This is a genomic window from Pseudomonas sp. B21-040 (assembly GCF_024748695.1).
GTDB lineage: Bacteria > Pseudomonadota > Gammaproteobacteria > Pseudomonadales > Pseudomonadaceae > Aquipseudomonas.
On sequence record NZ_CP087176.1, the window covers coordinates 6,270,749 to 6,293,826 of the forward strand.

The window sequence follows — 23,078 nt, forward strand, 5'->3', positions numbered from 1 at the left end:
GCCTTAAGGGAAAACGAATGGATTTGATACTCGACCTGCTCGCCACCGTGTCCCGCTGGAGCCGCAGCAACCTGTCGGAAATCGCCTTGGCCTTGGTGGGCTGTCTGCTGGTGCTGTTTGGTTCGGACTTCAAAGGTTGGGTCGAGCAACGGCTGGGCAGCATTGCCGGCGCCTTGCGCGTGCCACTGATGGCCCTGCTGTGCATGATCGGCAGCGGCGCCGCGCTGATTTACGCGACGCCATGGATCGTTCGCGGCTTGAGCCAGTTCAACAACTACAGCCTGGCCCCCGTGTTGCTGGTGGTGCTGGTGCTGATTGGTGTCGTGGCTGACCGCCGCTGACGTCAACGCCTTCTATTTAGCCTCTGCCGCCATGACTGCGTTGCGCATCATGGCGCTCAGCCCCAGAAAGTCTTTGCAGCCCAATGCCTCGGCTTTATCCAGATAGACAATATTCTGGCTATCGGGACGGTCATTTTTGTTCACGCGTGTCAGCGCCAGAATGTAATTGGCCTCGGCGCGATATTGCGCTTCTGTCAGCAGCAACGCGGCGGCGCGGGCCTGCATAGCCTCCATGATGCCTTGCTGGGGCAATGGTGCATTCACGTCCTGGAAACATAGGGAACGCGTGGCCATCAACGGATAGCCGCCGCCCTTTATGTCGGGCTTCTGAAGCAACTGCTCCAGTGTTTGCAAGTATTTCAGGTGATCGGCGTTGTGCAGATCAAACCTTTCGTATGCCCGATCGCACACGTTGTAATAGCCAATGGCGGCTGCCAACAAGCCTTGGTCCATGGCTTTTTGGTAAAGGCCGCAGGCCTCTTTCGGCGACTGCCCGGAATACATCGGATTGCTTTGCAGGTTAGCCAGAAAGTACGTCGCGAGCGTGTGCCCGCCATCAGATGCGCGCTTGAGATTATCTGCGAGTACTTCGAGGGTACTTTCTGCATTCTCCAACTGCTCGGGCCTGTTGGTCAGATCGAGCTGTCCTGCCGCCTCCAGCCTGATTATTTCATCGGCGTTACGCTGCAGATCCGCGGCCGCTTTCTGGGCGCGCGCAAAATACTCATCGGGGGTTACGGCGGGGCCGCAGGCTGTCGAGGCCAACAGGCTCAAAAGCAACGTGCAGGCGAAGAGGGCTTTCAAACCTGTCTTCCTTTACAAGTGGGGGCGTAGAGTTGTCGGCGGATCGCCACTGAACTTGAACACCACACACAACGACGGTGGGAGCCAGCCGGCTTGCGAAGGCCTGACAATCAACGAAGTGTTGAATGTCATGAAGCTTTCGCGAGCAGGCTCGCTCCCACAGTTTGTTGCGTAAGGCTTAGGACTGTTTCTCGAACTTCAGGTCCCACACGCCGTGCCCAAGCCGTTCGCCGCGGCGTTCGAACTTGGTGATCGGACGCTCGGCCGGGCGCGGAACGCACTTGCCGTCTTCGGCGAGGTTGCGATAACCCGGCGCGACGTTCATCACTTCCAGCATGTACTCGGCGTACGGCTCCCAATCGGTAGCCATGTGCAGCACACCGCCCACCTTCAGCTTGCTGCGTACCAGTTCAGCGAACGAAGCCTGAACGATACGACGCTTGTGGTGACGGCTCTTGTGCCACGGGTCCGGGAAAAACAGCATCAGGCGATCGAGGCTGTTGTCGGCGATGCAGCGATTGAGCACTTCAATCGCGTCGCAATCGTAGACCCGCAGGTTGGTCAGGCCCTGAGTCAGCACGCCATTGAGCAGCGCACCCACACCCGGACGGTGAACTTCCACGCCAATGAAATCCTGCTCCGGCGAGGCAGCAGCCATTTCCAGCAGCGAATGGCCCATGCCGAAACCGATTTCCAGCGAGCGCGGCGCCGAACGGCCGAACACTTGATCGAAGTCCACCGGCGCATCGGCCAACGGCAAGACAAACAGCGGCGTGCCCTGCTCCAGGCCTTTTTGCTGGCCTTCGGTCATGCGCCCGGCGCGCATCACAAAACTCTTGATGCGGCGGTGTTGGCGCTCTTCGCCTTCTTCCGTCTGGATTGGCGTGTCGTTTGATTCAGTCATCAATGGCTCTTACTTGATCAGACCATCCAGCGGCGAGGAGGCGCTGGCATAGAGTTTTTTCGGCATGCGGCCGGCGAGGTAGGCCAGGCGGCCTGCGACGATGGCGTGCTTCATGGCTTCAGCCATCATGACCGGCTGCTGGGCGTGGGCAATGGCCGAGTTCATCAGCACGGCTTCGCAACCCAGTTCCATGGCGATGGTGGCGTCGGACGCGGTACCGACACCGGCATCCACCAGCACCGGGATCTTGGCTTCTTCGAGGATGATCTGCAGGTTGTACGGGTTGCAGATCCCAAGGCCCGTGCCGATCAGGCCGGCCAGCGGCATGACCGCGATGCAGCCGATTTCCGCCAATTGACGGGCGATGATCGGGTCATCGCTGGTGTACACCATCACGTCGAAGCCTTCCTTGACCAGCACTTCGGCGGCCTTGAGGGTTTCGATCACGTTGGGGAACAGGGTTTTCTGGTCCGCCAGCACCTCCAGCTTCACCAGATTGTGCCCGCCAAGCAGTTCACGAGCCAGGCGGCAGGTGCGCACGGCCTCGACAGCGTCGAAGCAACCGGCGGTGTTCGGCAGGAAGGTGTAGCGCTCCGGCGACAGGACATCGAGCAGGTTCGGCTCGCCTTCGTTCTGGCCCAGGTTGGTGCGGCGCACGGCGAAGGTGACGATTTCGGCACCCGAGGCTTCGATAGCCTGGCGGGTTTCTTCCATGTCACGGTACTTGCCAGTACCGACCAGCAAACGCGACTGGTAAGTACGACCGGCCAGGACGAAAGGCTTGTCGCTACGAACGATGCTCATGGGAAATCCTCTGTAGGGGTGAGGTTCTTGCAGAATTCTTGCCCTTTCGGACTGGGCGCAGACTAGCCGCCGCCGATGGCGTGAACGACTTCGACGCTGTCGCCGTCGTTCAGTGCAGTGCCGGCATGCTGACTGCGCGGGACGATATCCAGATTGAGTTCGACCGCTACCCGGCGTCCGGTCAGTTCCAGACGGGTCAGCAGGGCCGCAACGGTTTCACCGTCGGGCAGTTCAAGGGATTCGCCGTTCAACTGAATGCGCATACCGAATGCCGTCATCATTTTTAGGGGCTGGCATTCTAGCCCGATCAGTCTTGGTGACCCAAGCCATTCGTCATGAAATGGACCACCCGGTCAGCTCAACCGCCAGGCGGCAAGCCCCAGGCACGCCCAGCCCACCAGGAATGCGAGCCCGCCGAAGGGCGTAATGATTCCGAGCTTGCTGACACCGGTCAGGGTAAGCAGGTACAGGCTGCCGGAAAACAGCAGGATACCGATGGCAAACGACGCGCCCGCCCAGGTGATCAGTCGCCCCTGAATTTGCGTGGCCAGTAACGCAATGCCTAGCAACGCCAGGGTGTGCACCAATTGGTAAGTGACGCCGGTGTGGAATATCGCCAGATACTCGGGGGTCAGACGGTTTTTCAAGCCGTGGGCGGCGAACGCGCCCAAGGCAACGCCGGTGAAGCCGAAGAAAGCGGCCAGCATCAGAAAGCCACGCAGCATTAAGAACTCCAGTCAGACTCGATCAACAGGGTCTGTATAATGGCCCGCTCAACGGGTTCGGCCAAGCCATCTCTATGCTGCGTATCTATTTCCGTCGTTTCACGAAGGCCGTGCTCTGGTTCATGGGCGGCAGCGTATTGCTGGTGTTGATCTTCCGCGTGGTCCCGCCACCGGGGACTGCGCTGATGGTCGAGCGCAAGATCGAATCCTGGTTCGACGGCGAGCCCATTGACCTGCAACGCACCTGGAAGCCGTGGGATGAAATCTCCGACGACCTTAAAGTCGCGGTGATTGCCGGCGAAGACCAAAAATTCCCGGAACACTGGGGGTTTGATCTCGGTGCGATTCAGGCAGCACTGGCTCACAACGAACTCGGTGGCTCGATTCGAGGCGCCAGCACCTTGAGCCAGCAAGTCTCGAAGAATCTGTTTCTCTGGTCCGGCCGTAGCTGGCTGCGCAAAGGCCTGGAAGCCTGGTTTACCGGATTGATCGAGGTGTTGTGGCCCAAGCAGCGGATTCTTGAGGTGTACCTCAACAGTGTGGAATGGGATGACGGGGTATTTGGCGCAGAGGCGGCAGCCAGACACCACTTTGGTGTGAGCGCCAAAGGCCTCAGTCGCCAACAATCGAGCTTGTTGGCCGCCGTACTGCCAAACCCGCGTGTCTGGAGTGCAAGCCACCCCACCTCTTATGTGGCGCGGCGAGCCGGCTGGATTCGCAAACAGATGAGTCAGCTGGGTGGCGACAGTTATCTGGTGGGTCTCAATGATTCGCGCCGAGCGCCTTGGGCCGAATAGCACCGGCTCCCACAGGGTTCAGCAGGCCACAAACAAAAACGCCCCGATCAATGATCGGGGCGTTTTTTATTGCCTTCGCGCCGGTTATGCCGCAATCGACAACTTGAGCTTGTTCATCGCGCTCTTCTCGAGCTGACGGATACGCTCGGCCGACACGTTGTACTTCTGCGCCAGGTCGTGCAGCGTGGCTTTTTCTTCCGCCAGCCAGCGCTGGTAGAGGATGTCGCGGCTGCGGTCGTCCAGCACTTCCAGCGCTTCGTGCAGGTTGTGGTTGGAGTTGTCGCTCCAATCGGCATCTTCCAGTTGACGGGCCGGGTCGTACCGGTGGTCTTCCAGGTAGTTGGCCGGCGACTGGAAAGCGCTGTCGTCGTCCGCTTCCGCGGCCGGGTCGAAGGCCATGTCATGGCCGGTCAGGCGACTTTCCATCTCGCGCACTTCCCGAGGCTCTACACCGAGGCTTTCCGCCACCCGATGGACTTCCTCGTTGTTCAGCCACGCCAGGCGCTTCTTCTGGCTGCGCAGGTTGAAGAACAACTTGCGCTGGGCCTTGGTGGTCGCGACTTTCACAATGCGCCAGTTGCGCAGGATGAACTCGTGGATTTCCGCCTTGATCCAGTGCACAGCAAACGAAACCAGACGCACACCCATTTCCGGGTTGAAGCGCTTGACCGCCTTCATCAGCCCGACGTTGCCTTCCTGGATCAGGTCAGCCTGAGCCAGACCGTAGCCGGAATAGCTACGGGCGATATGTACGACAAAACGCAGGTGGGCGAGCACCATCTGCCGAGCCGCCCCCAAATCCTGCTCATAATAGAGACTCTCGGCCAGTTCACGCTCCTGCTCCGGCGTCAGCAATGGAATGCTGTTGACGGTGTGCACATAGGCCTCCAGGTTCGCACCCGGGACCAGAGCATATGCAGGTTGCAAAGAATTGGTCATACGAAAAAACCTCCCACTTACAAACTCGTGCAGTTCAGCACTGCGAAAATTGACCGGAAACCGAAAAACAAGTTCCCATAAACGCTGAAAGGTCAATACGAGCAAAATGATACTACTTAGGCGCAAGCTCCCTCAGGTGGCGTGCGACTGCAATCCATGCACCGATATACCCCAACAGCACCGCGCCAAGCAAGAGAGACAGACCGTCGGCAACTGGCACTCCGGCCAGCGCGAAATCACTGCCGTATAAACCGGCCAGCCCTACCACCGCGTCGTTGAGCCAGTTCAGGCCAAACGCCAGTACGCCCCAAGACAGAATCCCCGCACCGAAGCCATAAAGCGCACCCATATATAGAAAGGGCCTGCGCACATAGCTGTCAGTGCCGCCGACGAGTTTAATCACTTCTATCTCTGTGCGGCGGTTTTCAATATGAAGACGAATGGTATTGCCTATCACCAAAAGTAATGCAGAAACCAGCAGCACGGTCAGACCAAAGACAAAACGGTCGCCCAGCTTGAGGATCGCGGCCAGACGCTCGACCCAGACTAGATCAAGTTGTGCCTGTTGTACCTTCGGCAACTCGGAAAGTTTTTGTCGTAATGCTTCAAGCGCCGGCTTGTCGACTTCCTTCGGAGTGACCAGAACCACGCCGGGTAGCGGGTTTTCCGGCAATTCCTTCAGCGCCTCACCCAAGCCAGATTGCTGCTGAAACTCTTCCAGCGCCTGGTCGCGCCCCACGTACTCGGCATCAGCGACACCGGGCATCCCCTTGATTTGCTCGCGCAGCGATTCGCCCTGCTCAGGGCTGGCTTCCAGTTGCAGGTACAGGGAAATCTGCGCTGCACGCTGCCAGGACCCGCCCAGACGCTCGACGTTACTTAGCAAAAGTGACAGGCCCATGGGCAGGCTCAGCGCAACGGCCATCACCAGGCAAGTGAAAAAGCTGCCGATCGGCTGTTTGCCCAAACGACGCAAGCTGTCCAGCAGGCTGGCGCGATGGCTTTCGACCCAGGCCCGAAACAACGTCGGGAAATCCGGACCGTCGTCATCGTCGTGTTTTTTCTTCTGCGGTTGCGGTTCGGCAGCCTTCGGGGCTACGCGCTCGGAAACTTTAGGGCTGCGTGTCGCACTCATTCGCCCGCCTCCCCATCGCCAATCAATCGGCCACGTTGCAGTGTGAGCATGCGGTGACGCATACGAGCGATCAGCGCCAGGTCGTGGCTGGCAATCAGCACACTGGTGCCCAAGCGATTGATGTCTTCAAATACGCCCATGATTTCGGCAGCCAGGCGCGGGTCGAGGTTACCGGTCGGCTCGTCCGCCAGCAGCAAGGCCGGGCGATGAACGATGGCGCGGGCGATGCCGACGCGCTGTTGCTGCCCCGTCGACAGGTCCCCCGGGTACAAATCGGTCTTGTCCGAGAGCGCCACGCGCTCCAGGGCCGAATCCACACGCTTGGCGATCTCGGCCTTGGACAGCCCGAGGATTTGCAATGGCAGTGCGACGTTGTTGAACACCGTGCGATCGAACAACAACTGGTGATTCTGGAACACCACGCCGATCTGTCGACGCAGGTAAGGAATCTGCGCATTGCTGATGGTGCCCAGGTCCTGGCCGGCCAACAGCAACTTGCCGGTGGTCGGACGCTCCATGGCCAGCAACAGGCGCAACAAGGTGCTTTTACCGGCGCCGGAATGGCCGGTTACAAACAAAAACTCGCCCCGACGGACTCGAAAGCTCAGCTCATGCAAGCCGACGTGTCCGTTCGGGTAGCGTTTACCGACCTGTTCGAAACGAATCATGAACGCTCCCGCTCGGCAAACAATGCCTGGACAAAGGGTTCAGCTTCAAAGGTACGCAAATCGTCGATGCCCTCACCGACGCCGATGTAGCGGATCGGCAGGCCGAACTGCTTGGCCAGGGCAAAAATCACCCCGCCCTTGGCGGTGCCATCGAGCTTGGTCAGCGCCAGGCCGGTCAGTTCGACGGTCTGGTTGAATTGTTTGGCCTGGTTGATAGCGTTCTGACCCGTACCGGCATCAAGCACCAACAGCACTTCGTGCGGCGCATCGGCATCGAGCTTGCTAATGACCCGGCGGACTTTCTTCAGCTCTTCCATCAAGTTGTCTTTGGTGTGCAATCGACCGGCGGTGTCGGCGATCAGCACGTCAATGCCACGGGCCTTGGCGGCCTGTACGGCATCGAAGATAACCGAAGCCGAGTCGGCGCCGGTGTGCTGGGCGATGACCGGGATCTTGTTGCGCTCGCCCCAGACCTGCAACTGCTCGACCGCTGCCGCGCGGAAGGTGTCACCGGCGGCGAGCATGACTTTCTTGCCTTCGAGTTGCAGCTTCTTCGCCAGTTTGCCGATGGTGGTGGTCTTGCCGGCGCCGTTGACGCCTACCACCAGAATGACGAACGGTTTGTTCTGCGACGTGATTTTCAGCGGCTGCTCGACCGGCTTGAGCATGGCGGCAAGCTCAGCCTGCAAGGATTTGTACAGTGCATCGGAATCGGCCAGCTCTTTGCGCGCAACCTTTTGGGTCAGGCGCTGGATGATCACGGAAGTGGCTTCGACGCCAACGTCGGCGGTCAGCAGACGGGTTTCGAGATCTTCCAGCAGCTCGTCATCGATGACCTTTTTGCCCAGAAACAAACTGGCCATGCCTTCGCCGATACTGGCGCTGGTCTTGGACAGGCCCTGCTTGAGACGGGCGAAGAAGCCGGCTTTGGTTTCTTCTGTACGCGGCGGTTCGACAGGTGTTTCGACGACAGCGGCGACCGGTGCTGGCGCCTGCACAACCGGAGCAACCGGAGCAACCGGAGCAACCGGAGCAACGAAAGCAGGAATCACCGGCTCTGCAACAACCGGTTCAGGCTCGGCCACGACGGCTGGCGCGACGACCGGCTCAACCACCGAAACCTGAACGGGAGCAGGTGCAAACGCAGTCGGCGCGGGAATCGGCGGCGTAATGTGCGGCGCCAACTCATCTTCAACCAATGCCACCGGTTCCTCGGCCACCGGCAGCGTCAGCCAGGGTTCGGCAATCGGTGTCAGGGGCGCTTGGGTGACAACTTCAGCGACGAGATCGGGCTCGACCACCGGTTGCAGCACCGGTTCGGCGACGGGCAACACGATCGGCGCGAGTGTTTCTTCTATAACCGGCGCCGGCGTGGGCTCAGGAAGTGGTTGTGGCTGTTCGACGACGGGTTCCTGCGGCTTTTTGCGCAGCCATCCGAACAGGCTTTTCTTCTCGCCAGCCGCAGCTGGGGCTTTCTTGTCGTCGTTGGAACCAAACATGGAGGACGGCTATCTCACGGTAGCGACGCGCCAATGGCGCCCCGGCAAATAAATATTCGATGCAGAACAGACTGCGATTGACCCAGCTTGTTCACGCGCAACATTTTGTCGGGGTGCAAATCGCACCCCAAAGGTCGACTAATTCGAAGGACTGGAACGGCATCGTCGGCGAAAACGCAGAGTTTAGCTGACAAACTCAACGCTCGAGCCGAAAACCCAAACAACCTGCAGACCGATCAAAGGCCTGATAGGCGTGGCCGCCAGTAAAACGGACCGTTATCCTAGCACCCTCTCGCCCGCTGACGCTAAGACCAAGCGGGCAGCCCAACAGGTTTAAAAAACGAATGAATGCTCTAGCCCGCCGCGCTGCAGGCCTGCTGCTCAGCACAGTTTGTCTGCCACTGTCAGCCTTGGCTGCCGATCCACAACCCACCCACGAATTCACGCTCGACAACGGTCTGAAGGTGATCGTGCGCGAGGACCATCGTGCGCCGGTGGTGGTTTCCCAGATCTGGTACAAGGTCGGTTCCAGCTACGAAACACCGGGCCAGACCGGTCTGTCCCATGCCCTCGAACACATGATGTTCAAAGGCAGCGAGAAAATCGGCCCCGGCGAAGCTTCGTTGATCCTGCGCGACCTGGGCGCCGAAGAGAACGCGTTCACCAGCGACGATTTCACCGCGTACTACCAAGTGTTGGCCCGCGACCGCCTGGGCGTAGCCTTTGAACTGGAAGCGGACCGCATGGCCAGCCTGCGCCTGCCGTCTGACGAGTTCGCCCGGGAAATCGAAGTCATTAAAGAAGAACGTCGCCTGCGTACCGACGACAAGCCCATGTCCAAAGCCTACGAGCGCTTCAAGGCCATGGCTTACCCCGCCAGCGGTTACCACACGCCGACCATCGGCTGGATGGCTGACCTGGATCGCATGAAAGTCGAAGAACTGCGCCACTGGTACCAGTCCTGGTACGCCCCGAACAACGCCACGCTGGTGGTCGTCGGTGACGTGACTCCGGACGAGGTCAAAGCCCTGGCCCAGCGCTACTTTGGCCCGATCGCCAAGCGCGACGTGCCGCCGGCGAAAATCCCGCTGGAACTGGCCGAGCCGGGTGAACGCCTGATCACCCTGCATGTGCAAACCCAACTGCCGAGCCTGATGCTGGGCTTCAACGTACCGAGCATCGCTACCGCCGAAGACAAGCGTTCGGTGAACGCCTTGCGCCTGATCGCGGCCCTGCTCGATGGCGGCTACAGCGGTCGCATCCCGACCCAACTGGAACGCGGCGAAGAGCTGGTGTCCGGCGGTTCGTCGAGTTACGACGCCTACACGCGCGGCGACAGCCTGTTCACCTTGTCGGCCAGCCCTAATTCACAGAAAAAGAAAACCATCGCCCAGGCCGAAGCCGGTCTGTGGAAACTGCTCGAACAGCTGAAAACCACTGCGCCGTCCGCTGAAGAGCTGGAGCGCGTGCGGGCTCAGGTGATTGCCGGCCTGGTCTACGAACGTGATTCGATCACCAGCCAGGCCACGTCCATCGGTCAACTGGAAACCGTCGGCCTGTCATGGAAGTTGATGGACACCGAACTGGCCGACCTGGAAAGCGTAACGCCAGAAGACATCCAGAAAGCCGCCAAGCTGTATTTCACCCGCGAACGTCTCAGCGTCGCCCATGTCCTGCCACTGGAGACGACTCATGAGTGAGCGTAAAAAACCACGCCTGGCCCTGATCGGCCTGATCGCTGTCACCCTGATCGGCTCCGCGGCCTTCTACCTGAGCAGAAGCGGCGATTCCAAGGCCAGCGAAGCCCTGGACAAAGCCAAGTCCAGCCAGAAGTTGCAATCGCTGACTGAACTCGATGGCAAGGCACCGAGCCACCGCTCACTCGACGTCCAGACCTGGAACACCGCCGAAGGCGCCAAGGTGTTGTTCGTCGAAGCTCGCGAGCTGCCGATGTTCGACTTGCGCCTGATCTTCGCCGCCGGCAGCAGCCAGGACGGCAATGCACCGGGCCTGGCCCTGCTGACCAACGCGATGCTCAACGAAGGGGTAGCCGGGAAAGATGTCGGCGCCATTGCGCAAGGCTTCGAAGGCCTGGGGGCGGACTTTGGCAACGGGGCGTTCAAAGACATGGCACTCGCGTCCTTGCGCAGCCTCAGTGCCAAGGACAAGCGCGAACCGGCACTGAAGCTGTTCGCTGAAGTGGTCGGCAAACCAACCTTCCCCGCCGGTTCCTTCGCACGCATCAAGAATCAGATGCTGGCCGGCTTCGAGTATCAGAAACAAAACCCCGGCAAACTGGCGAGTCTGGAGCTGATGAACCGCTTGTACGGTGATCATCCTTACGCGCACGCCAGTGACGGCACGGCGAAAACCGTTCCCGCCATCACGCAGGCTCAGCTGAAGGCGTTCCATGAGAAAGCCTACGCAGCGGGCAACGTGGTGATTGCGCTGGTGGGCGACCTGTCTCGCGCCGAGGCCGAAGCGATTGCCGCGCAAGTCTCCAGCGCGCTGCCAAAAGGCCCGGCACTGGCGAAAATCGCGCAGCCCGAAGAACCCAAAGCCAGCATTGGTCACATCGAGTTCCCGTCCAAGCAAACCAACCTGATGCTCGCGCAACTGGGCATCGACCGTGACGACCCGGACTACGCCGCTCTGTCGTTGGGCAACCAGATCCTTGGCGGCGGTGGTTTCGGTACCCGACTGATGAGCGAAGTCCGCGAGAAGCGTGGCCTGGCCTACGGCGTGTACTCGGGTTTCACCCCGATGCAGGCGCGCGGCCCGTTCATGATCAACCTGCAAACTCGCGCCGAGATGAGCGAAGGCACGCTGAAGCTGGTACAAGACGTGCTGGCCGACTACCTTAAAACCGGCCCGACCCAGAAAGAACTCGATGACGCCAAGCGAGAACTGGCCGGCAGCTTTCCGCTGTCCACCGCCAGCAACGCCGATATCGTCGGCCAGTTGGGCGCCATGGGGTTCTACAACCTGCCGCTCAGTTATCTGAATGATTTCATGCGTCAGTCCCAGAGCCTGACCATCGAACAGGTCAAGACTGCACTGAACAAACACCTGAGCACGGACAAAATGGTCATCGTCAGCGCTGGCCCGACCGTGCCACAAAAGCCGTTACCGGCCCCATCTGATAAACCTGCCGAGCAACCGCTCGGGGTTCCGGAGCATTAATGGCCACGCGTCCAAAAAAACCTGTTCATAACGTCCATAACGGCGTGAACCAACTGCGCATCATCGGGGGCGAATGGGGCAGCCGCAAACTGAGCTTCCCGGATGCCCCAGGCCTGCGTCCGACCCCGGACCGGGTGCGTGAAACCCTGTTCAACTGGCTCGCGCCTTATGTCCCGGGCGCCAAGGTGCTGGACCCGTTCGCCGGCAGCGGCGCACTGTTTCTAGAAGCCCTGTCCCGTGGCGCGGCCATGGGCCAGGCGCTGGACGCCAGCAACATTGCGGTTTCCAGCATCAAGGAACACTTGGGCACACTGCGCTGCACCACCGGCCACGTTCAGACCGCCGATGCCCTGCGCTATCTGGAAACCCAGACAGCGACTGCGTACGACCTGGTCTTCCTCGACCCGCCGTTCAACCAGGACCTGCTGCCTTCCGTTTGCACGCTGCTGGAAGAGCGGCAGTGGTTGGCCAACGAAGCCTGGATCTACACTGAAAGCGAAAACGCGCCGTCGTCCCTCGGTTTGCCAGGCAACTGGCGCCTGCACCGTGAACAGAAATCCGGGCGGGTCTACTACGCGTTGTGGCAACGTATGGCAGAGATCGCCGGTTAATCGACCGGCCTGAAAAGGTGCGCACACGTTGCGCACCGCTGCATCGAGAGTGATCGTGTCCCATCCGCCAGAACGCTTTACCCCCGCCTTGGGCCTGGGCAACCCGCACTTGCAAACCTTGTGGGGACCGCTTTGGCGCAAAACCACGCATATTGAACGCGAGCGTGAGCGCTTGTGGCTCGAAGACGGCGACTTCCTCGACCTCGACTGGCACGGCCCTCACAGCGCGACATCACCTTTGGTGCTGGTGTTGCACGGCCTGACGGGCTCATCGAACTCACCGTATGTGGCCGGCGTGCAAAAGGCCCTTGCCACCCAAGGCTGGGCCAGTGTCGCGCTGAACTGGCGTGGCTGTTCCGGCGAGCCGAATCTGTTGGCGCGCAGCTACCATTCGGGTGCCAGTGAAGACCTCGCCGAAACCATCAGGCACCTGCGGGCCAAACGTCCGTTGGCGCCGCTGTACGCGGTCGGCTACTCCCTGGGCGGTAATGTCCTGCTTAAACATTTGGGCGAGTCCGGCAGTGACAGCGGCGTGGTCGGCGCAGTGGCGGTCTCGGTGCCGTTCCGTCTCGACCAATGTGCAGATCGCATCGGCCAGGGCTTTTCCAAGGTTTATCAGGCGCACTTCATGCGCGAAATGCTCGCCTACATCAAAAACAAACAGCGCCAGTTCCAGCATGACGGGCGCGAGGATGGCCTGGCGACGCTGGCCGCGTTGGGTTCGCTGGAGAACATGCGCACCTTCTGGGATTTCGATGGCCGGGTCACGGCGCCCTTGAACGGGTATATCGATGCCGAGGATTACTATCGCCGCGCCTCGAGCCGCTATTTCCTTGGGGAAATTCGCACACCGACCCTGATTATTCAGGCGGCCGACGATCCCTTTGTTTTCCCCCACAGCCTGCCCCACGCCGACGAACTGTCGGCCTGCACACTGCTCGAATTACAGGCCAAGGGCGGGCATGTTGGTTTCGTGGAGGGTTCGTTCAGACAACCGGGTTATTACCTGGAACGGCGCATCCCGCAGTGGCTGGCCGCCGTGGGGCGCGAATAGGTCATGGACGCCGATCAGGGCGAGTCGATCCGCTTCTGGCAAACCGCGCCGCTGGCCGGGGTCGAGTTGTTGTCCGCGCGCTACATTGAGCACCGCTTCGCACCCCATGTGCATGAGGGTTATGTGATCGGCATGATCATGGCCGGCGCCCAGCGTTATCGCTATCGCGGAGCCGAACACCTGGCCGGCAGTGGCACGCTGGTATTGATCAACCCGGATGAACTGCACACCGGCCACAAAGGCACGGAGGATGGCTGGTTGTACCGGGCGTTTTATCCGGACAGTAGCCAGTTACTTTCGTTGCTGGCGGAGCTGGAATTGCCGACCCACCACTTGCCGGCATTCGGCGCCACGCTGTATCGCGACCCGGACCTGGTGAAGGGTTTCTGCCAGCTGCATTGTCTGCTGGAAAGTCCATCCACGGCCCTGCAACAGCAAACCGTCTGGCGAGAAATGATGCTGTTATTGCTGCAACGACACGCGGCCGTGCCGATTGCCGGCAAACCCGGCAATGAGCATCGAGCGGTGACGCGGGCCAAGGATTTGCTGCATTCGCAGTTGGCGGCACCACCGTCACTGGAGGAATTGGCGGCGGCGGTGAACCTTTCACCGTTTCACTTTGCCCGGGTGTTCCGCCGAGCCACCGGCATGCCGCCGCACACCTGGCTGATGCAACAACGCATCGCCCGGGCCAGGGCACTGTTACAAAACGGGTGTTTGCCGCTGGAAGTGGCCACGCAATTGGGATTTGCCGACCAGAGTCATCTGAGCCGGCAGTTCAAGCAGGTTTATGGGGTGGGGCCGGGGGCGTATCGCAGTGCCCGGCAATCGCTCGGGAAATGAGCATTACTGTCGGAGTGAGCCTGCTCGCGATAGCGGTGGGTCAGTCGACATCGATGCTGACTGTCACACCGCTATCGCGAGCAGGCTCGCTCCACAGGGTAAGGTTGCGTTTATTCGCCGGTAGCAACGCCCCGCGCAGGATCGTTGATCCACTCGCTCCACGATCCGGCATACAACGTCCCCAACGGATAACCCGCCAGGCACAGCGCAAACAGGTTGTGGCACGCCGTTACGCCTGAACCGCAGTACGCCACCAGATCGTTCGGCGAGCGATCGGCAAGTTTTGCGGCAAAACGCTGCTTGAGCTGATCCGCCGGCAGGAATCGCCCATCGGCGCCAAGGTTGTCGGTAAAGGCTGCACATTGCGCACCCGGAATATGCCCGGCAATCGGATCGATAGGCTCAACTTCGCCTTTGAAACGCGGCAAGCCACGGGCATCCAGCAAGGTCAGCGCAGGCTGGCCGAGACGTTGCAGAAGTTGTTGCGCATTCAGGGTCAACGCGTTGTCCGGCACACCGGTGAAGGTGCCCCGCTTGCTCTCGCACGCATCCAGGCTCAGCGGCAACCCCGCCGCGTGCCAGGCCTTGAGCCCGCCATCCAGAATGAACACGCCATCACGCTTGCCCAGCCATGCCAGCAACCACCAGGCCCGTGCTGCGTAGGCACCCGGACCGTCATCATACAAAACCACTTCACTGTCAGCGTTGATGCCCCAGGCTTGCAGGCGTTCGATCAAGTCTTCAGGTTTGGGCAAGGGATGACGCCCGGTGACCCCCTTGACCACAACACCACTCAAATCACCTTCCAGATCGGCAAAGCTCGACCCGGCGATGTGCCCTTCGGCATAGCTACGCTGGCCATAGTCCGGGTCTTCGAGGGCAAAACGACAATCCAGAATCACCAGCCCCGACTGCTCCTTTTTCAGGTCCAGTGCTTGCGGGCTGATCAGTTGCGCAATGGGCATAACGGGCTCCAGTGATTAAGTCGAATTGAGTCTTACTACACTTCTTCCAGTGCCTGGGCCAACGGCACATAAAACTCTTCGCAGAGTGCATTGACCGCGTCGCGGGATTGATCCGTGACAAACCCGGCCTCAAGCACCAGCACCTGATACACACCCCGTTTGATGGCCTGCTCGCTCAGGTGGTTGGAATTCTCCCGCGTGGTGCACAGGAACCGCACCCAGGACGTCAGGATGATCCACGCATTGAGCGTCAGGGACTCAATCTGAACCTTGTCCATTTGCAGGATGCCGGCCTCGACGAAGGCCGCGTAGATGTGCGTGCCATGAATCAGGCAGCGCTGGGAAAACCGTCGGTACCGGGCCGCCAGTTCGGGATCGCTGTCGAGCAAGTGCTCGAGGTCGCGATGCAAAAACCGGTAGCGCCACATGGCCGCCAGCAGCTCCTGAAGGTAGAAGCGCTTGTCCTCGACCGTAGACGCGCGCCCCTGAGGGGGGCGCAGGAAGCTGTCCACCAGGCTTTCGTACTCACTGAACAACACGGCGATGATCGCCTGCTTGTTGGGGAAGTGGTAGTACAGGTTGCCCGGTGAAATTTCCATGTGGGCGGCAATGTGGTTGGTGCTGATGCTGCGCTCACCCTGCTGATTGAACAGCTCCAGGCTGTTCTGCACGATGCGCTCGCTGGTTTTGATCCGAGGGGCCATGGCTTGAGCTTTAATTCAGAGTGCGATGACGGGCATCTTACGACCTATCCGCAAGCGGATGAAACAACCCCGCGCAAGATGTCATTTGACTTTATAGAGCATAGACTCTAAAAAGTGCCTCACTACAATAAAAAGTGCCTCACTACAATAAATCCGGAGCCGATCATGACTGCTGACATCGCCTACCTCCAGAGCTTGAATCAGCCTCTGGAAGAAATGCAGGCACTGTTCGACGCGCAACGCGCAGCTTACGCCGCCAACCCGATGCCGCCTGCTGCCCAGCGCCAGCAATGGCTGAAGGCCCTGCGCGATCTGTTGAGCAGCGAACGTCAGGCCTTGATCGAGGCTATCAGCCAGGATTTCAGCCACCGCAGCGCCGACGAAACCCTGCTCGCTGAACTGATGCCCAGCCTTCACGGCATCCATTACGCCAGCCAGCACCTCAAGGGCTGGATGAAGGCCTCGCGACGTAAAGTGGGCATCGCTTTCCAGCCCGCGGCGGCCAAAGTGGTGTACCAACCGCTGGGCGTGGTGGGTGTGATCGTGCCCTGGAACTACCCGTTGTACCTGGCCATCGGTCCATTGGTAGGCGCGCTGTCGGCCGGTAACCGAGTGATGCTCAAACTCAGCGAATCAACCCCCGCCACCGGCGCACTGCTCAAGGAACTGTTCGCCCGGATCTTCCCTCAGGACCTGGTCTGCGTGGTGCTGGGCGAAGCCGATGTCGGCGTCGCATTCTCCCGCCTGCGTTTCGATCACCTGCTGTTCACCGGTGCCACCAGCATCGGCAAACACGTGATGCGTGCGGCGGCCGAGAACCTCACCCCGGTCACCTTGGAACTCGGCGGCAAGTCCCCGGCCATCGTGTCCCACGACGTGCCCCTCAAAGACGCCGCCGAACGCATCGCCTTCGGCAAAACCCTGAACGCCGGGCAAACCTGCGTGGCCCCGGACTACGTACTGGTGCCGGAAGACCGCGTGGGCGGGTTTGTCGAAGCCTATCGCCAGGTGGTTCGCGGTTTTTATCCGACACTGGCTGACAACCCGGACTACACCGCCATCATCAACGAGCGGCAACTGGCGCGCCTCAGCGGCTACGTCAGCGATGCCACCAGCAAAGGTGCGCTGCTGATCCCGCTGTTCGATCAAGGTCAGGGCCGTCGCATGAGCCACAGCCTGCTGCTCAATGTCACCGACGACATGACGGTGATGCAGGACGAAATCTTCGGCCCGCTGCTGCCGATCGTGCCGTACAAGCATCTGGACGAGGCGTTTGCCTACATCAACCAACGCCCTCGCCCACTGGCGCTGTACTACTTCGGCTACGACAAGCGTGAACAAAACCGTGTGCTCCACGAAACCCATTCCGGCGGGGTTTGCCTCAATGACACCCTGCTCCATGTCGCCCAAGACGACATGCCGTTTGGCGGTATCGGCGCTTCGGGCATGGGCCATTACCACGGCCACGAAGGCTTCATGACCTTCAGCAAGGCGAAAGGTGTACTGATCAAGCAGCGGTTCAACGCGGCAAAACTGATCTACCCGCCGTACGGAAAGTCCATTCAAAAACTGATCCAGAAACTGTTCATCCGCTAACGATCGCCACCACCGGGTAAAAACAATAATGAGCCCAAGCCTGACCGATACACCCGCGCTGTCACGGCGCGGCCTGCTGAAATTCAGCCTCGGCGCCACCGCCTTTCTCGCCACCGCCGGACTGGGTGCGAGCCTCAGCGGCTGCTCGTCGAGTGTTGCGGCGAACGGCTTCGTGATCCTGCGCAGCGGCGATCTGCTGTTTTTGCGCGCACTGATCCCGGTGATGCTCGAGGGCAGCGTCGCCGCCGGGAAGATGCCGGCATCGGTCGACGAGACCTTGCACTGCCTGGATAACGCCTTGAATCACCTGTCGCCGGAAATGCTCAAGCTGACCCAGCAATTGTTCGATGTGCTGGGAATGACGGTGACGCGCGGCCCGCTGACCGGCATCTGGGGCAGTTGGGAAAACGCCAGCAGCGAAGAGATCCGGCATTTTCTCGATCGTTGGGAAAACAGTTCATTGAGCTTGTTGCGCATGGGGCATAGCTCATTGCTGCAACTGGTGATGATGGCGTGGTACAGCCGGGCGGAGTCGTGGGTGCATTGCGGATATCCCGGGCCGCCTGCCGTTTGAGACCGAGGCGCCCCTCTCGTCGGAATGCCGCCCAGACCAAGCCCGGCTCCCACAGGGGTTTGAGTCGTTCATAAAAGGGTGGCCCACCTCAAATCCTGTGGGAGCCGGGCTTGCCCGCGATGGCGCCAGTCGCCTCACCACCAAAAACAAAATAAAAAGAGAACTTGAAGATGCCTGTACCCGATCCGTTCCGAGAAGGCCTGTCCCGTGGCTGGAAAACCTACAATGGCTCGCAACTGACCCAAGACCTGACCCTCGAAGCGGATGTGGCGATCATCGGCAGCGGTGCCGGCGGTGGTACCACGGCTGAAATCCTCAGTGCGGCCGGCTACAAAGTGCTGCTGATCGAAGAAGGCCCGCTCAAGACCAGCAGCGACTTCAAGATGCTCGAAGACCAGGCCTACACCAGCCTCTATCAGGAAGGCATCGGGCGCATGAGCAAGGATGGCGCGATCACCATCCTCCAGGGCCGGGCCGTGGGCGGCACCACGCTGATCAACTGGACGTCGAGCTTTCGCACGCCGACCCCGACGCTCGAACACTGGGCCAAGGAGCACGATGTCAAAGGCCACTCCCCCGCCGAAATGGCGCCGTGGTTCGAGAAAATGGAACAACGCCTCGGTGTCGCACCGTGGAGGGTGCCGCCCAACGCCAACAACGATGTGATCCGCAAAGGCTGTGAAAAACTCGGTTACAGCTGGCACGTCATTCCGCGCAACGTGCGTGGCTGCTGGAACCTGGGCTATTGCGGCATGGGCTGCCCGACCAACGCCAAGCAATCGATGCTGGTCACGACCATTCCCGCCACGCTGGAAAAAGGTGGTGAGCTGTTGTACCTGGCCCGCGCGCAACAGCTATCGATCAAGGACGGCAAAGTCACCGGCTTGCAGTGCGTTGCGATGGATGACCGTTGCGTTGCGCCGGCCGGACGCACGATCACGGTCAAGGCGCGGCATTTCGTATTGGCCGGCGGCGGCATCAACAGCCCGGCGCTGCTCCTGCGTTCCGACGCGCCCGATCCCCATAAACGCCTGGGCAAACGGACGTTTTTGCATTTGGTGAACATGTCCGCCGCCTTGTTCGACGAGGTGGTCAACCCGTTCTACGGCGCGCCCCAGTCGATCTATTCCGACCATTTCCAATGGCAGGACGGCACCACCGGCAAGATGTCCTACAAACTTGAAGTCCCGCCGCTGCACCCGGCGCTGGCGACGACCCTGCTTGGTGGTTTCGGCACGGAAAACGCCCAGCACATGGAGCACCTGCCCCATACCCATGCGATGTTGGCGCTGTTGCGCGACGGTTTTCATCCAGAGAGCACCGGCGGTAGCGTCGAGCTGCGCGGCGACAATACGCCGGTGCTCGACTATCAGGTCTCGCCCTATGCCTGGGAGGGCCTGCGCCGAGCCTTTCACAGCATGGCCGAGATCCAGTTTGCCGGCGGCGCCAGTGCGGTCATGCCCATGCACGCCGACGCTCGCTACGTGAAAACCCTGGCTGAAGCACGCACGCTGATCGATGGCTTGAGCCTTGAGCTGTATCGCACACGCCTGGGCAGTGCCCATGTGATGGGCGGTTGCGCGATGGGCGAAGATCCGAAAAACGCCGTGACCGACAGCCTTGGACGTCATCATCAACTGAGCAATCTGTCGATCCATGATGGCTCACTGTTTCCCACCAGCATTGGTGCGAACCCGCAATTGTCGGTCTATGGGCTGACAGCGCAATTGGCCACTTCGCTGGCCGAACGTTTGAAAAACCCATAAGAATGGAGAATATTCGTATCGTCTATAGTGCTTTCTTACCCAACAGGCGACTTGGCCGACCGGGAAGGCTGCGATACCATCCGACTCCCCAACGGACTCCCGCCAGGACGACGCGATGAACCGAGTGTTGTACCCAGGTACCTTCGACCCTATTACCAAGGGCCATGGCGACTTGGTCGAACGCGCCGCGCGCCTGTTCGATCATGTCATCATTGCCGTCGCCGCCAGCCCGAAGAAAAACCCGTTGTTTCCTCTGGAGCAACGTGTGGAGCTGGCCCGCGAGGTCACAAAACACCTGCCGAACGTTGAAGTCGTCGGCTTCTCGACGCTGCTCGCGCACTTCGCCAAAGAGAAGAACGCCAACGTGTTCCTGCGTGGCTTGCGCGCAGTGTCGGACTTTGAATACGAATTCCAGCTGGCCAACATGAACCGCCAGCTGGCGCCGGATGTAGAAAGCCTGTTTCTTACACCGTCCGAGCGTTATTCGTTCATTTCCTCGACGCTGGTCCGTGAAATCGCAGCGCTTGGCGGCGATATCACCAAGTTCGTCCACCCTGCGGTGGCGGATGCCCTCACCGAGCGCTTCAAGAAGTAACGACCGTTGAATCGGCGCCTGCGTGCACTGCGGGCGCCAATGCGGCACAATTGTGCGCATTGGTTTATTGCGCCCGGGCCTGTCGCCCTGGCTGGAGTTAGCATGTCCCTGATCATCACCGACGATTGCATCAACTGCGACGTCTGCGAACCCGAGTGCCCGAACGCCGCTATTTCCCAAGGCGAAGAGATCTACGTGATCGACCCGAACCTGTGCACACAGTGCGTCGGCCACTACGACGAACCTCAGTGCCAGCAAGTGTGCCCGGTGGATTGCATTCCACTGGACGAAGCGCACCCGGAGACAGAAGAGCAACTGATGGAGAAGTACCGGAAAATTACTGGCAAGGCTTGAGATTTTTTCTGCCTGCCATGCCGCCATCGCGAGCAAGCTCGGTTCCTACAGTTGATCGCGTGAACTTGTAGGAGCCGAGCTTGCTCCGGGCGGCGTTCCGACGATGAGGCCATCAGCCACACCAAAGATATAACTGCCTTCATTCCTGCTGCTCAAACCCCTCCCCGATACACCCCAGGCATCGCACGAATGCGGCTTTCGCCGGATCAACGACCAACGCCTGTCCCGCATCGCCCACCCCGCCACCCAGCGCGGTAAACGGCAAAGACACCACAAACACGCCCGCACCAATCACCGTCGCGACGACCAACAAAGGTCGGGCAATCAGCAAATCACCGATCATGGCGTACGCCGGAGGATTGTGGATGGTGTAGAGCGGATCGCCACTGCCACTGCTGGACGCCAGCGCGGAGGTACTCACGCTCAACAGCAAAACAACGGCAAGGGTTCGAAAAAGACTCATGGCACGGTCCTTATGCGAGGCAGTGAGAACACTGACTATAGACCGTGGGGTTTTTCAGCTCTGACAGCGTGGGCAAAAGACGCTGGCGCGCTGGCCGAGCTTCACATCCCGCAGTTCTGTACCGCAGACCTTGCAGGGCTCATGGCCTCGACCGTACACAAACAGTTCCTGCTGGAAGTAACCCGGCTGACCGTCACCCCCGATGAAGTCGCGCAGGGTGGTGCCGCCACGCTCGATGGCCGCGGCGAGGATGCGTTTGATCTCGATCGCCAGTTTCAAATATCGCGCCCGGGAGATGCTTTTGGCTTCGCGGCGCGGATCGATGCCGGCGGCGAACAGCGCTTCAGTCGCGTAGATATTGCCGACACCCACCACCACTGCGTTATCCATGATGAACGGCTTGACCGCCATGGATCGCCCGCGCGACTGCTGGAACAGGCGTTCGCCGTCGAACAGGTCGGTCAACGGTTCCGGCCCCAGGCGAATCAACAATTCGTGGTTAAGCGGGTCGAGGCTCCAGAGCATTGCGCCAAACCGGCGCGGGTCGGTGTAACGTAGCGCCAGCCCGGACTCCAGCTCGATATCCACATGCTCGTGCTTGGCCGCCGGCAGTCCGGCTTCCACCAAGCGTAAATTCCCCGACATGCCCAAATGGCTGATCAGTGTGCCGACTTCGGCATTGATCAGCAGGTACTTGGCACGCCGTTCCACCAGCACGATGCGCTGCCCGGACAAGCGCACATCGAGGTCTTCGGGAATCGGCCAGCGCAAACGCCGGTCACGCACGATCACCCGGCAGACCCGCTGGCCTTCCAGGTACGGCGCAATCCCGCGGCGGGTGGTTTCGACTTCTGGCAGTTCAGGCATGGCGCACTCGAATCAGGCTATCCAACACTCAGCGGTGAGTGCCAAGGTCGCGAATCGTTTGCTTGAGCGTCTCGAAGTCGTAGTCCGAGAGGCCGACATAGTCGAGCACCAGATGCCCGATGCTGTTCCATTCGTGGTCTTCGGTCTGGTTGCCCAACACCCGGTAGGACGCACAAATGTGCTCGGCCATCTTCAGGATCGCCAGCAGATTCTTGAGCTGGGCATTGCGCGACGACTCATCGCTGAAGATCGCCAACGCGTTGTGGTGATTGGCGATAGCGGCGGTCACATGGTCCGGCAGACGCCAGGACTTGGCAGTGTAGTAGCCGACCACGGCGTGGTTGGTGTTGAACACCCGGTTCTCGGTGTCCACCACTCGGCACTCGGGGCCGGCATTGGCGTAAGCCTGTTCGAGCACGGTCATGTACTCAGGGAAACGCTGAAGCATCAACGGCACGCCACAATCGTGGAACAACCCCAGGGCATACGCTTCATCGCCGGCCTGCGCACCAATCCGCTTGGCCAGCGTCAGGCAGGTCATCGCCACGTCTTGAGCCGTGTCCCAGAAACGGTTCAAGGTAACGATGGTGTCGTCATTCATCTCACCCTTGATCGACTGCGCGTTGATCAGGTTGATGATTGAACGACTGCCCAGCAGGTTCACCGCACGCTGGATCGAGGTGATCTTGTTGCTCAAGCCGTAATACGGCGAGTTGACGATTTTCAACAAGGAGCCAGAGAGGCCCGGGTCCTGGGAGATCAGCTTCGCGATCACTTCCAGGTCCGGGTCGGGCATGTACTGCTCCATCTGCAAATCCACCATGATTTGCGGCTGGGCGGGCACGCTGATGCCTTGCAGGGACTGTTGAATCTGTTCGGTAGTCAGC

At 60.2% G+C, this 23,078-nt stretch carries 26 protein-coding genes; 12 read left to right on the forward strand and 14 right to left on the reverse strand.

Annotated elements, in window-relative coordinates; translation table 11 throughout:
- The first annotated feature begins 17 nt into the window (after positions 1 to 17).
- Complete coding sequence (locus LOY55_RS28765) at positions 18 to 341, forward strand: DUF3392 domain-containing protein (protein ID WP_046029728.1); 324 nt, start codon at positions 18 to 20, stop codon at positions 339 to 341.
- 12 nt (positions 342 to 353) lie between these two features.
- Here LOY55_RS28765 and LOY55_RS28770 read toward each other — a convergent pair whose 3' ends face one another.
- From LOY55_RS28770 to LOY55_RS28790, 5 genes are all read right to left on the reverse strand, one after another.
- Positions 354 to 1,145 carry a hypothetical protein gene (locus LOY55_RS28770; protein ID WP_046029726.1) on the reverse strand — a complete coding sequence of 264 codons (792 nt, stop codon included), beginning with the start codon at positions 1,143 to 1,145 and terminating at the stop codon, positions 354 to 356.
- Between the two features lie 178 nt (positions 1,146 to 1,323).
- Positions 1,324 to 2,049, reverse strand: coding sequence for a tRNA (guanosine(46)-N7)-methyltransferase TrmB (gene trmB / locus LOY55_RS28775; protein ID WP_046029724.1), 726 nt, complete (start codon positions 2,047 to 2,049; stop codon positions 1,324 to 1,326).
- A gap of 9 nt (positions 2,050 to 2,058) precedes the next feature.
- Positions 2,059 to 2,853 (reverse strand): thiazole synthase, encoded by a 795-nt coding sequence (locus LOY55_RS28780; RefSeq protein WP_223522932.1) that lies wholly within the window; start codon positions 2,851 to 2,853, stop codon positions 2,059 to 2,061.
- 62 nt (positions 2,854 to 2,915) lie between these two features.
- Positions 2,916 to 3,116 carry a sulfur carrier protein ThiS gene (thiS, locus tag LOY55_RS28785; RefSeq protein ID WP_175648963.1) on the reverse strand — a complete coding sequence of 67 codons (201 nt, stop codon included), beginning with the start codon at positions 3,114 to 3,116 and terminating at the stop codon, positions 2,916 to 2,918.
- A gap of 90 nt (positions 3,117 to 3,206) precedes the next feature.
- Positions 3,207 to 3,578, reverse strand: a complete 372-nt coding sequence (locus tag LOY55_RS28790; protein ID WP_046029720.1) for a DUF423 domain-containing protein — start codon at positions 3,576 to 3,578, stop codon at positions 3,207 to 3,209.
- Positions 3,579 to 3,652: 74 nt separating this feature from the next.
- Here LOY55_RS28790 and mtgA point away from each other — a divergent pair, with 74 nt between their 5' ends.
- Entirely contained in the window at positions 3,653 to 4,375 is a 723-nt protein-coding gene (mtgA, locus tag LOY55_RS28795) for a monofunctional biosynthetic peptidoglycan transglycosylase (RefSeq protein WP_109785633.1), read from the forward strand.
- Between the two features lie 84 nt (positions 4,376 to 4,459).
- On the opposite strand, the gene rpoH is transcribed toward mtgA, so the two are convergent.
- From rpoH to ftsY, 4 genes are all read right to left on the reverse strand, one after another.
- The gene (gene rpoH, locus LOY55_RS28800) at positions 4,460 to 5,314 is read right to left on the reverse strand and encodes an RNA polymerase sigma factor RpoH (RefSeq protein ID WP_007897890.1); all 855 of its coding nucleotides are present in this window, start codon (positions 5,312 to 5,314) and stop codon (positions 4,460 to 4,462) included.
- A 112-nt stretch (positions 5,315 to 5,426) separates the two neighbouring features.
- Entirely contained in the window at positions 5,427 to 6,449 is a 1,023-nt protein-coding gene (gene ftsX, locus LOY55_RS28805) for a permease-like cell division protein FtsX (protein WP_046029714.1), read from the reverse strand.
- Positions 6,446 to 7,117 (reverse strand): cell division ATP-binding protein FtsE, encoded by a 672-nt coding sequence (ftsE, locus tag LOY55_RS28810; RefSeq protein ID WP_008026149.1) that lies wholly within the window; start codon positions 7,115 to 7,117, stop codon positions 6,446 to 6,448. The genes ftsX and ftsE overlap by 4 nt, the downstream gene beginning before the upstream one ends.
- Positions 7,114 to 8,616: a signal recognition particle-docking protein FtsY gene (gene ftsY, locus LOY55_RS28815; RefSeq protein ID WP_258667194.1), complete on the reverse strand. Its 1,503-nt coding sequence runs from the start codon at positions 8,614 to 8,616 to the stop codon at positions 7,114 to 7,116. Before ftsY ends, ftsE begins: the two co-directional genes overlap by 4 nt.
- Positions 8,617 to 8,960: 344 nt before the next feature.
- Here ftsY and LOY55_RS28820 point away from each other — a divergent pair, with 344 nt between their 5' ends.
- From LOY55_RS28820 to LOY55_RS28840, 5 genes are read left to right on the forward strand one after another with little or no spacing between them, the layout of a single operon-like run.
- The gene (locus LOY55_RS28820; RefSeq protein WP_109785635.1) at positions 8,961 to 10,316 is read left to right on the forward strand and encodes a pitrilysin family protein; all 1,356 of its coding nucleotides are present in this window, start codon (positions 8,961 to 8,963) and stop codon (positions 10,314 to 10,316) included.
- Positions 10,309 to 11,799 carry a pitrilysin family protein gene (locus LOY55_RS28825; RefSeq protein WP_077431100.1) on the forward strand — a complete coding sequence of 497 codons (1,491 nt, stop codon included), beginning with the start codon at positions 10,309 to 10,311 and terminating at the stop codon, positions 11,797 to 11,799. Before LOY55_RS28820 ends, LOY55_RS28825 begins: the two co-directional genes overlap by 8 nt.
- Positions 11,799 to 12,410, forward strand: a complete 612-nt coding sequence (gene rsmD, locus LOY55_RS28830) for a 16S rRNA (guanine(966)-N(2))-methyltransferase RsmD (RefSeq protein WP_046029702.1) — start codon at positions 11,799 to 11,801, stop codon at positions 12,408 to 12,410. The genes LOY55_RS28825 and rsmD overlap by 1 nt, the downstream gene beginning before the upstream one ends.
- A gap of 55 nt (positions 12,411 to 12,465) precedes the next feature.
- A complete protein-coding gene (locus LOY55_RS28835; protein ID WP_223522936.1) occupies positions 12,466 to 13,464 on the forward strand; it encodes a hydrolase in 999 nt (332 codons plus the stop codon).
- Positions 13,465 to 13,467: 3 nt separating this feature from the next.
- On the forward strand, positions 13,468 to 14,307 hold the full coding sequence (locus tag LOY55_RS28840; protein WP_109785638.1) for an AraC family transcriptional regulator: 840 nt from the start codon (positions 13,468 to 13,470) through the stop codon (positions 14,305 to 14,307).
- Positions 14,308 to 14,417: 110 nt separating this feature from the next.
- Here LOY55_RS28840 and LOY55_RS28845 read toward each other — a convergent pair whose 3' ends face one another.
- Positions 14,418 to 15,272, reverse strand: a complete 855-nt coding sequence (locus tag LOY55_RS28845) for a sulfurtransferase (RefSeq protein WP_109785639.1) — start codon at positions 15,270 to 15,272, stop codon at positions 14,418 to 14,420.
- A gap of 35 nt (positions 15,273 to 15,307) precedes the next feature.
- The gene (locus LOY55_RS28850; protein ID WP_046029693.1) at positions 15,308 to 15,976 is read right to left on the reverse strand and encodes a TetR/AcrR family transcriptional regulator; all 669 of its coding nucleotides are present in this window, start codon (positions 15,974 to 15,976) and stop codon (positions 15,308 to 15,310) included.
- Between the two features lie 165 nt (positions 15,977 to 16,141).
- On the opposite strand from LOY55_RS28850, the gene LOY55_RS28855 reads away from it, so the two are divergent.
- From LOY55_RS28855 to LOY55_RS28875, 5 genes are all read left to right on the forward strand, one after another.
- Positions 16,142 to 17,572, forward strand: a complete 1,431-nt coding sequence (locus LOY55_RS28855; RefSeq protein ID WP_223522938.1) for a coniferyl aldehyde dehydrogenase — start codon at positions 16,142 to 16,144, stop codon at positions 17,570 to 17,572.
- Between the two features lie 28 nt (positions 17,573 to 17,600).
- Positions 17,601 to 18,146, forward strand: a complete 546-nt coding sequence (locus tag LOY55_RS28860; RefSeq protein WP_109785641.1) for a twin-arginine translocation pathway signal protein — start codon at positions 17,601 to 17,603, stop codon at positions 18,144 to 18,146.
- A 170-nt stretch (positions 18,147 to 18,316) separates the two neighbouring features.
- On the forward strand, positions 18,317 to 19,912 hold the full coding sequence (locus tag LOY55_RS28865) for a GMC family oxidoreductase (protein WP_223522940.1): 1,596 nt from the start codon (positions 18,317 to 18,319) through the stop codon (positions 19,910 to 19,912).
- A 115-nt stretch (positions 19,913 to 20,027) separates the two neighbouring features.
- On the forward strand, positions 20,028 to 20,507 hold the full coding sequence (coaD, locus tag LOY55_RS28870; protein WP_007945531.1) for a pantetheine-phosphate adenylyltransferase: 480 nt from the start codon (positions 20,028 to 20,030) through the stop codon (positions 20,505 to 20,507).
- Positions 20,508 to 20,609: 102 nt separating this feature from the next.
- On the forward strand, positions 20,610 to 20,861 hold the full coding sequence (locus tag LOY55_RS28875) for a YfhL family 4Fe-4S dicluster ferredoxin (RefSeq protein ID WP_003195146.1): 252 nt from the start codon (positions 20,610 to 20,612) through the stop codon (positions 20,859 to 20,861).
- A 139-nt stretch (positions 20,862 to 21,000) separates the two neighbouring features.
- Here the strand turns inward: LOY55_RS28875 and LOY55_RS28880 are convergent, their stop codons facing one another.
- Genes LOY55_RS28880 through LOY55_RS28890 form a run of 3 tightly spaced genes read right to left on the reverse strand, consistent with a single transcriptional unit; the run spans position 21,001 to position 23,035 of the window.
- Positions 21,001 to 21,324, reverse strand: coding sequence for a multidrug transporter (locus tag LOY55_RS28880; protein WP_109785642.1), 324 nt, complete (start codon positions 21,322 to 21,324; stop codon positions 21,001 to 21,003).
- A 54-nt stretch (positions 21,325 to 21,378) separates the two neighbouring features.
- A complete protein-coding gene (gene mutM / locus LOY55_RS28885; RefSeq protein WP_046032338.1) occupies positions 21,379 to 22,191 on the reverse strand; it encodes a bifunctional DNA-formamidopyrimidine glycosylase/DNA-(apurinic or apyrimidinic site) lyase in 813 nt (270 codons plus the stop codon).
- 28 nt (positions 22,192 to 22,219) lie between these two features.
- Positions 22,220 to 23,035, reverse strand: a complete 816-nt coding sequence (locus LOY55_RS28890; protein ID WP_177412231.1) for an HDOD domain-containing protein — start codon at positions 23,033 to 23,035, stop codon at positions 22,220 to 22,222.
- Positions 23,036 to 23,078: the final 43 nt, after the last annotated feature.

Excerpts from the sequence above, each read along its gene's own strand:
- LOY55_RS28880 (WP_109785642.1), bottom strand. The coding sequence starts at position 21,324 with ATGAGTCTTTTTCGAACCCTTGCCGTTGTTTTGCTGTTGAGCGTGAGT.
- LOY55_RS28875 (WP_003195146.1), top strand. The coding sequence starts at position 20,610 with ATGTCCCTGATCATCACCGACGATTGCATCAACTGCGACGTCTGCGAA.
- rpoH (WP_007897890.1), bottom strand. The coding sequence starts at position 5,314 with ATGACCAATTCTTTGCAACCTGCATATGCTCTGGTCCCGGGTGCGAAC.
- LOY55_RS28825 (WP_077431100.1), top strand. The coding sequence starts at position 10,309 with ATGAGTGAGCGTAAAAAACCACGCCTGGCCCTGATCGGCCTGATCGCT.
- LOY55_RS28845 (WP_109785639.1), bottom strand. The coding sequence starts at position 15,272 with ATGCCCATTGCGCAACTGATCAGCCCGCAAGCACTGGACCTGAAAAAG.
- thiS (WP_175648963.1), bottom strand. The coding sequence starts at position 3,116 with ATGCGCATTCAGTTGAACGGCGAATCCCTTGAACTGCCCGACGGTGAA.
- LOY55_RS28780 (WP_223522932.1), bottom strand. The coding sequence starts at position 2,853 with ATGAGCATCGTTCGTAGCGACAAGCCTTTCGTCCTGGCCGGTCGTACT.
- LOY55_RS28790 (WP_046029720.1), bottom strand. The coding sequence starts at position 3,578 with ATGCTGCGTGGCTTTCTGATGCTGGCCGCTTTCTTCGGCTTCACCGGC.
- LOY55_RS28855 (WP_223522938.1), top strand. The coding sequence starts at position 16,142 with ATGACTGCTGACATCGCCTACCTCCAGAGCTTGAATCAGCCTCTGGAA.
- ftsE (WP_008026149.1), bottom strand. The coding sequence starts at position 7,117 with ATGATTCGTTTCGAACAGGTCGGTAAACGCTACCCGAACGGACACGTC.
- LOY55_RS28860 (WP_109785641.1), top strand. The coding sequence starts at position 17,601 with ATGAGCCCAAGCCTGACCGATACACCCGCGCTGTCACGGCGCGGCCTG.
- LOY55_RS28765 (WP_046029728.1), top strand. The coding sequence starts at position 18 with ATGGATTTGATACTCGACCTGCTCGCCACCGTGTCCCGCTGGAGCCGC.
- rsmD (WP_046029702.1), top strand. The coding sequence starts at position 11,799 with ATGGCCACGCGTCCAAAAAAACCTGTTCATAACGTCCATAACGGCGTG.
- ftsX (WP_046029714.1), bottom strand. The coding sequence starts at position 6,449 with ATGAGTGCGACACGCAGCCCTAAAGTTTCCGAGCGCGTAGCCCCGAAG.
- ftsY (WP_258667194.1), bottom strand. The coding sequence starts at position 8,616 with ATGTTTGGTTCCAACGACGACAAGAAAGCCCCAGCTGCGGCTGGCGAG.
- LOY55_RS28840 (WP_109785638.1), top strand. The coding sequence starts at position 13,468 with ATGGACGCCGATCAGGGCGAGTCGATCCGCTTCTGGCAAACCGCGCCG.
- LOY55_RS28820 (WP_109785635.1), top strand. The coding sequence starts at position 8,961 with ATGAATGCTCTAGCCCGCCGCGCTGCAGGCCTGCTGCTCAGCACAGTT.
- trmB (WP_046029724.1), bottom strand. The coding sequence starts at position 2,049 with ATGACTGAATCAAACGACACGCCAATCCAGACGGAAGAAGGCGAAGAG.
- mtgA (WP_109785633.1), top strand. The coding sequence starts at position 3,653 with ATGCTGCGTATCTATTTCCGTCGTTTCACGAAGGCCGTGCTCTGGTTC.
- LOY55_RS28850 (WP_046029693.1), bottom strand. The coding sequence starts at position 15,976 with ATGGCCCCTCGGATCAAAACCAGCGAGCGCATCGTGCAGAACAGCCTG.
- coaD (WP_007945531.1), top strand. The coding sequence starts at position 20,028 with ATGAACCGAGTGTTGTACCCAGGTACCTTCGACCCTATTACCAAGGGC.
- LOY55_RS28865 (WP_223522940.1), top strand. The coding sequence starts at position 18,317 with ATGCCTGTACCCGATCCGTTCCGAGAAGGCCTGTCCCGTGGCTGGAAA.
- mutM (WP_046032338.1), bottom strand. The coding sequence starts at position 22,191 with ATGCCTGAACTGCCAGAAGTCGAAACCACCCGCCGCGGGATTGCGCCG.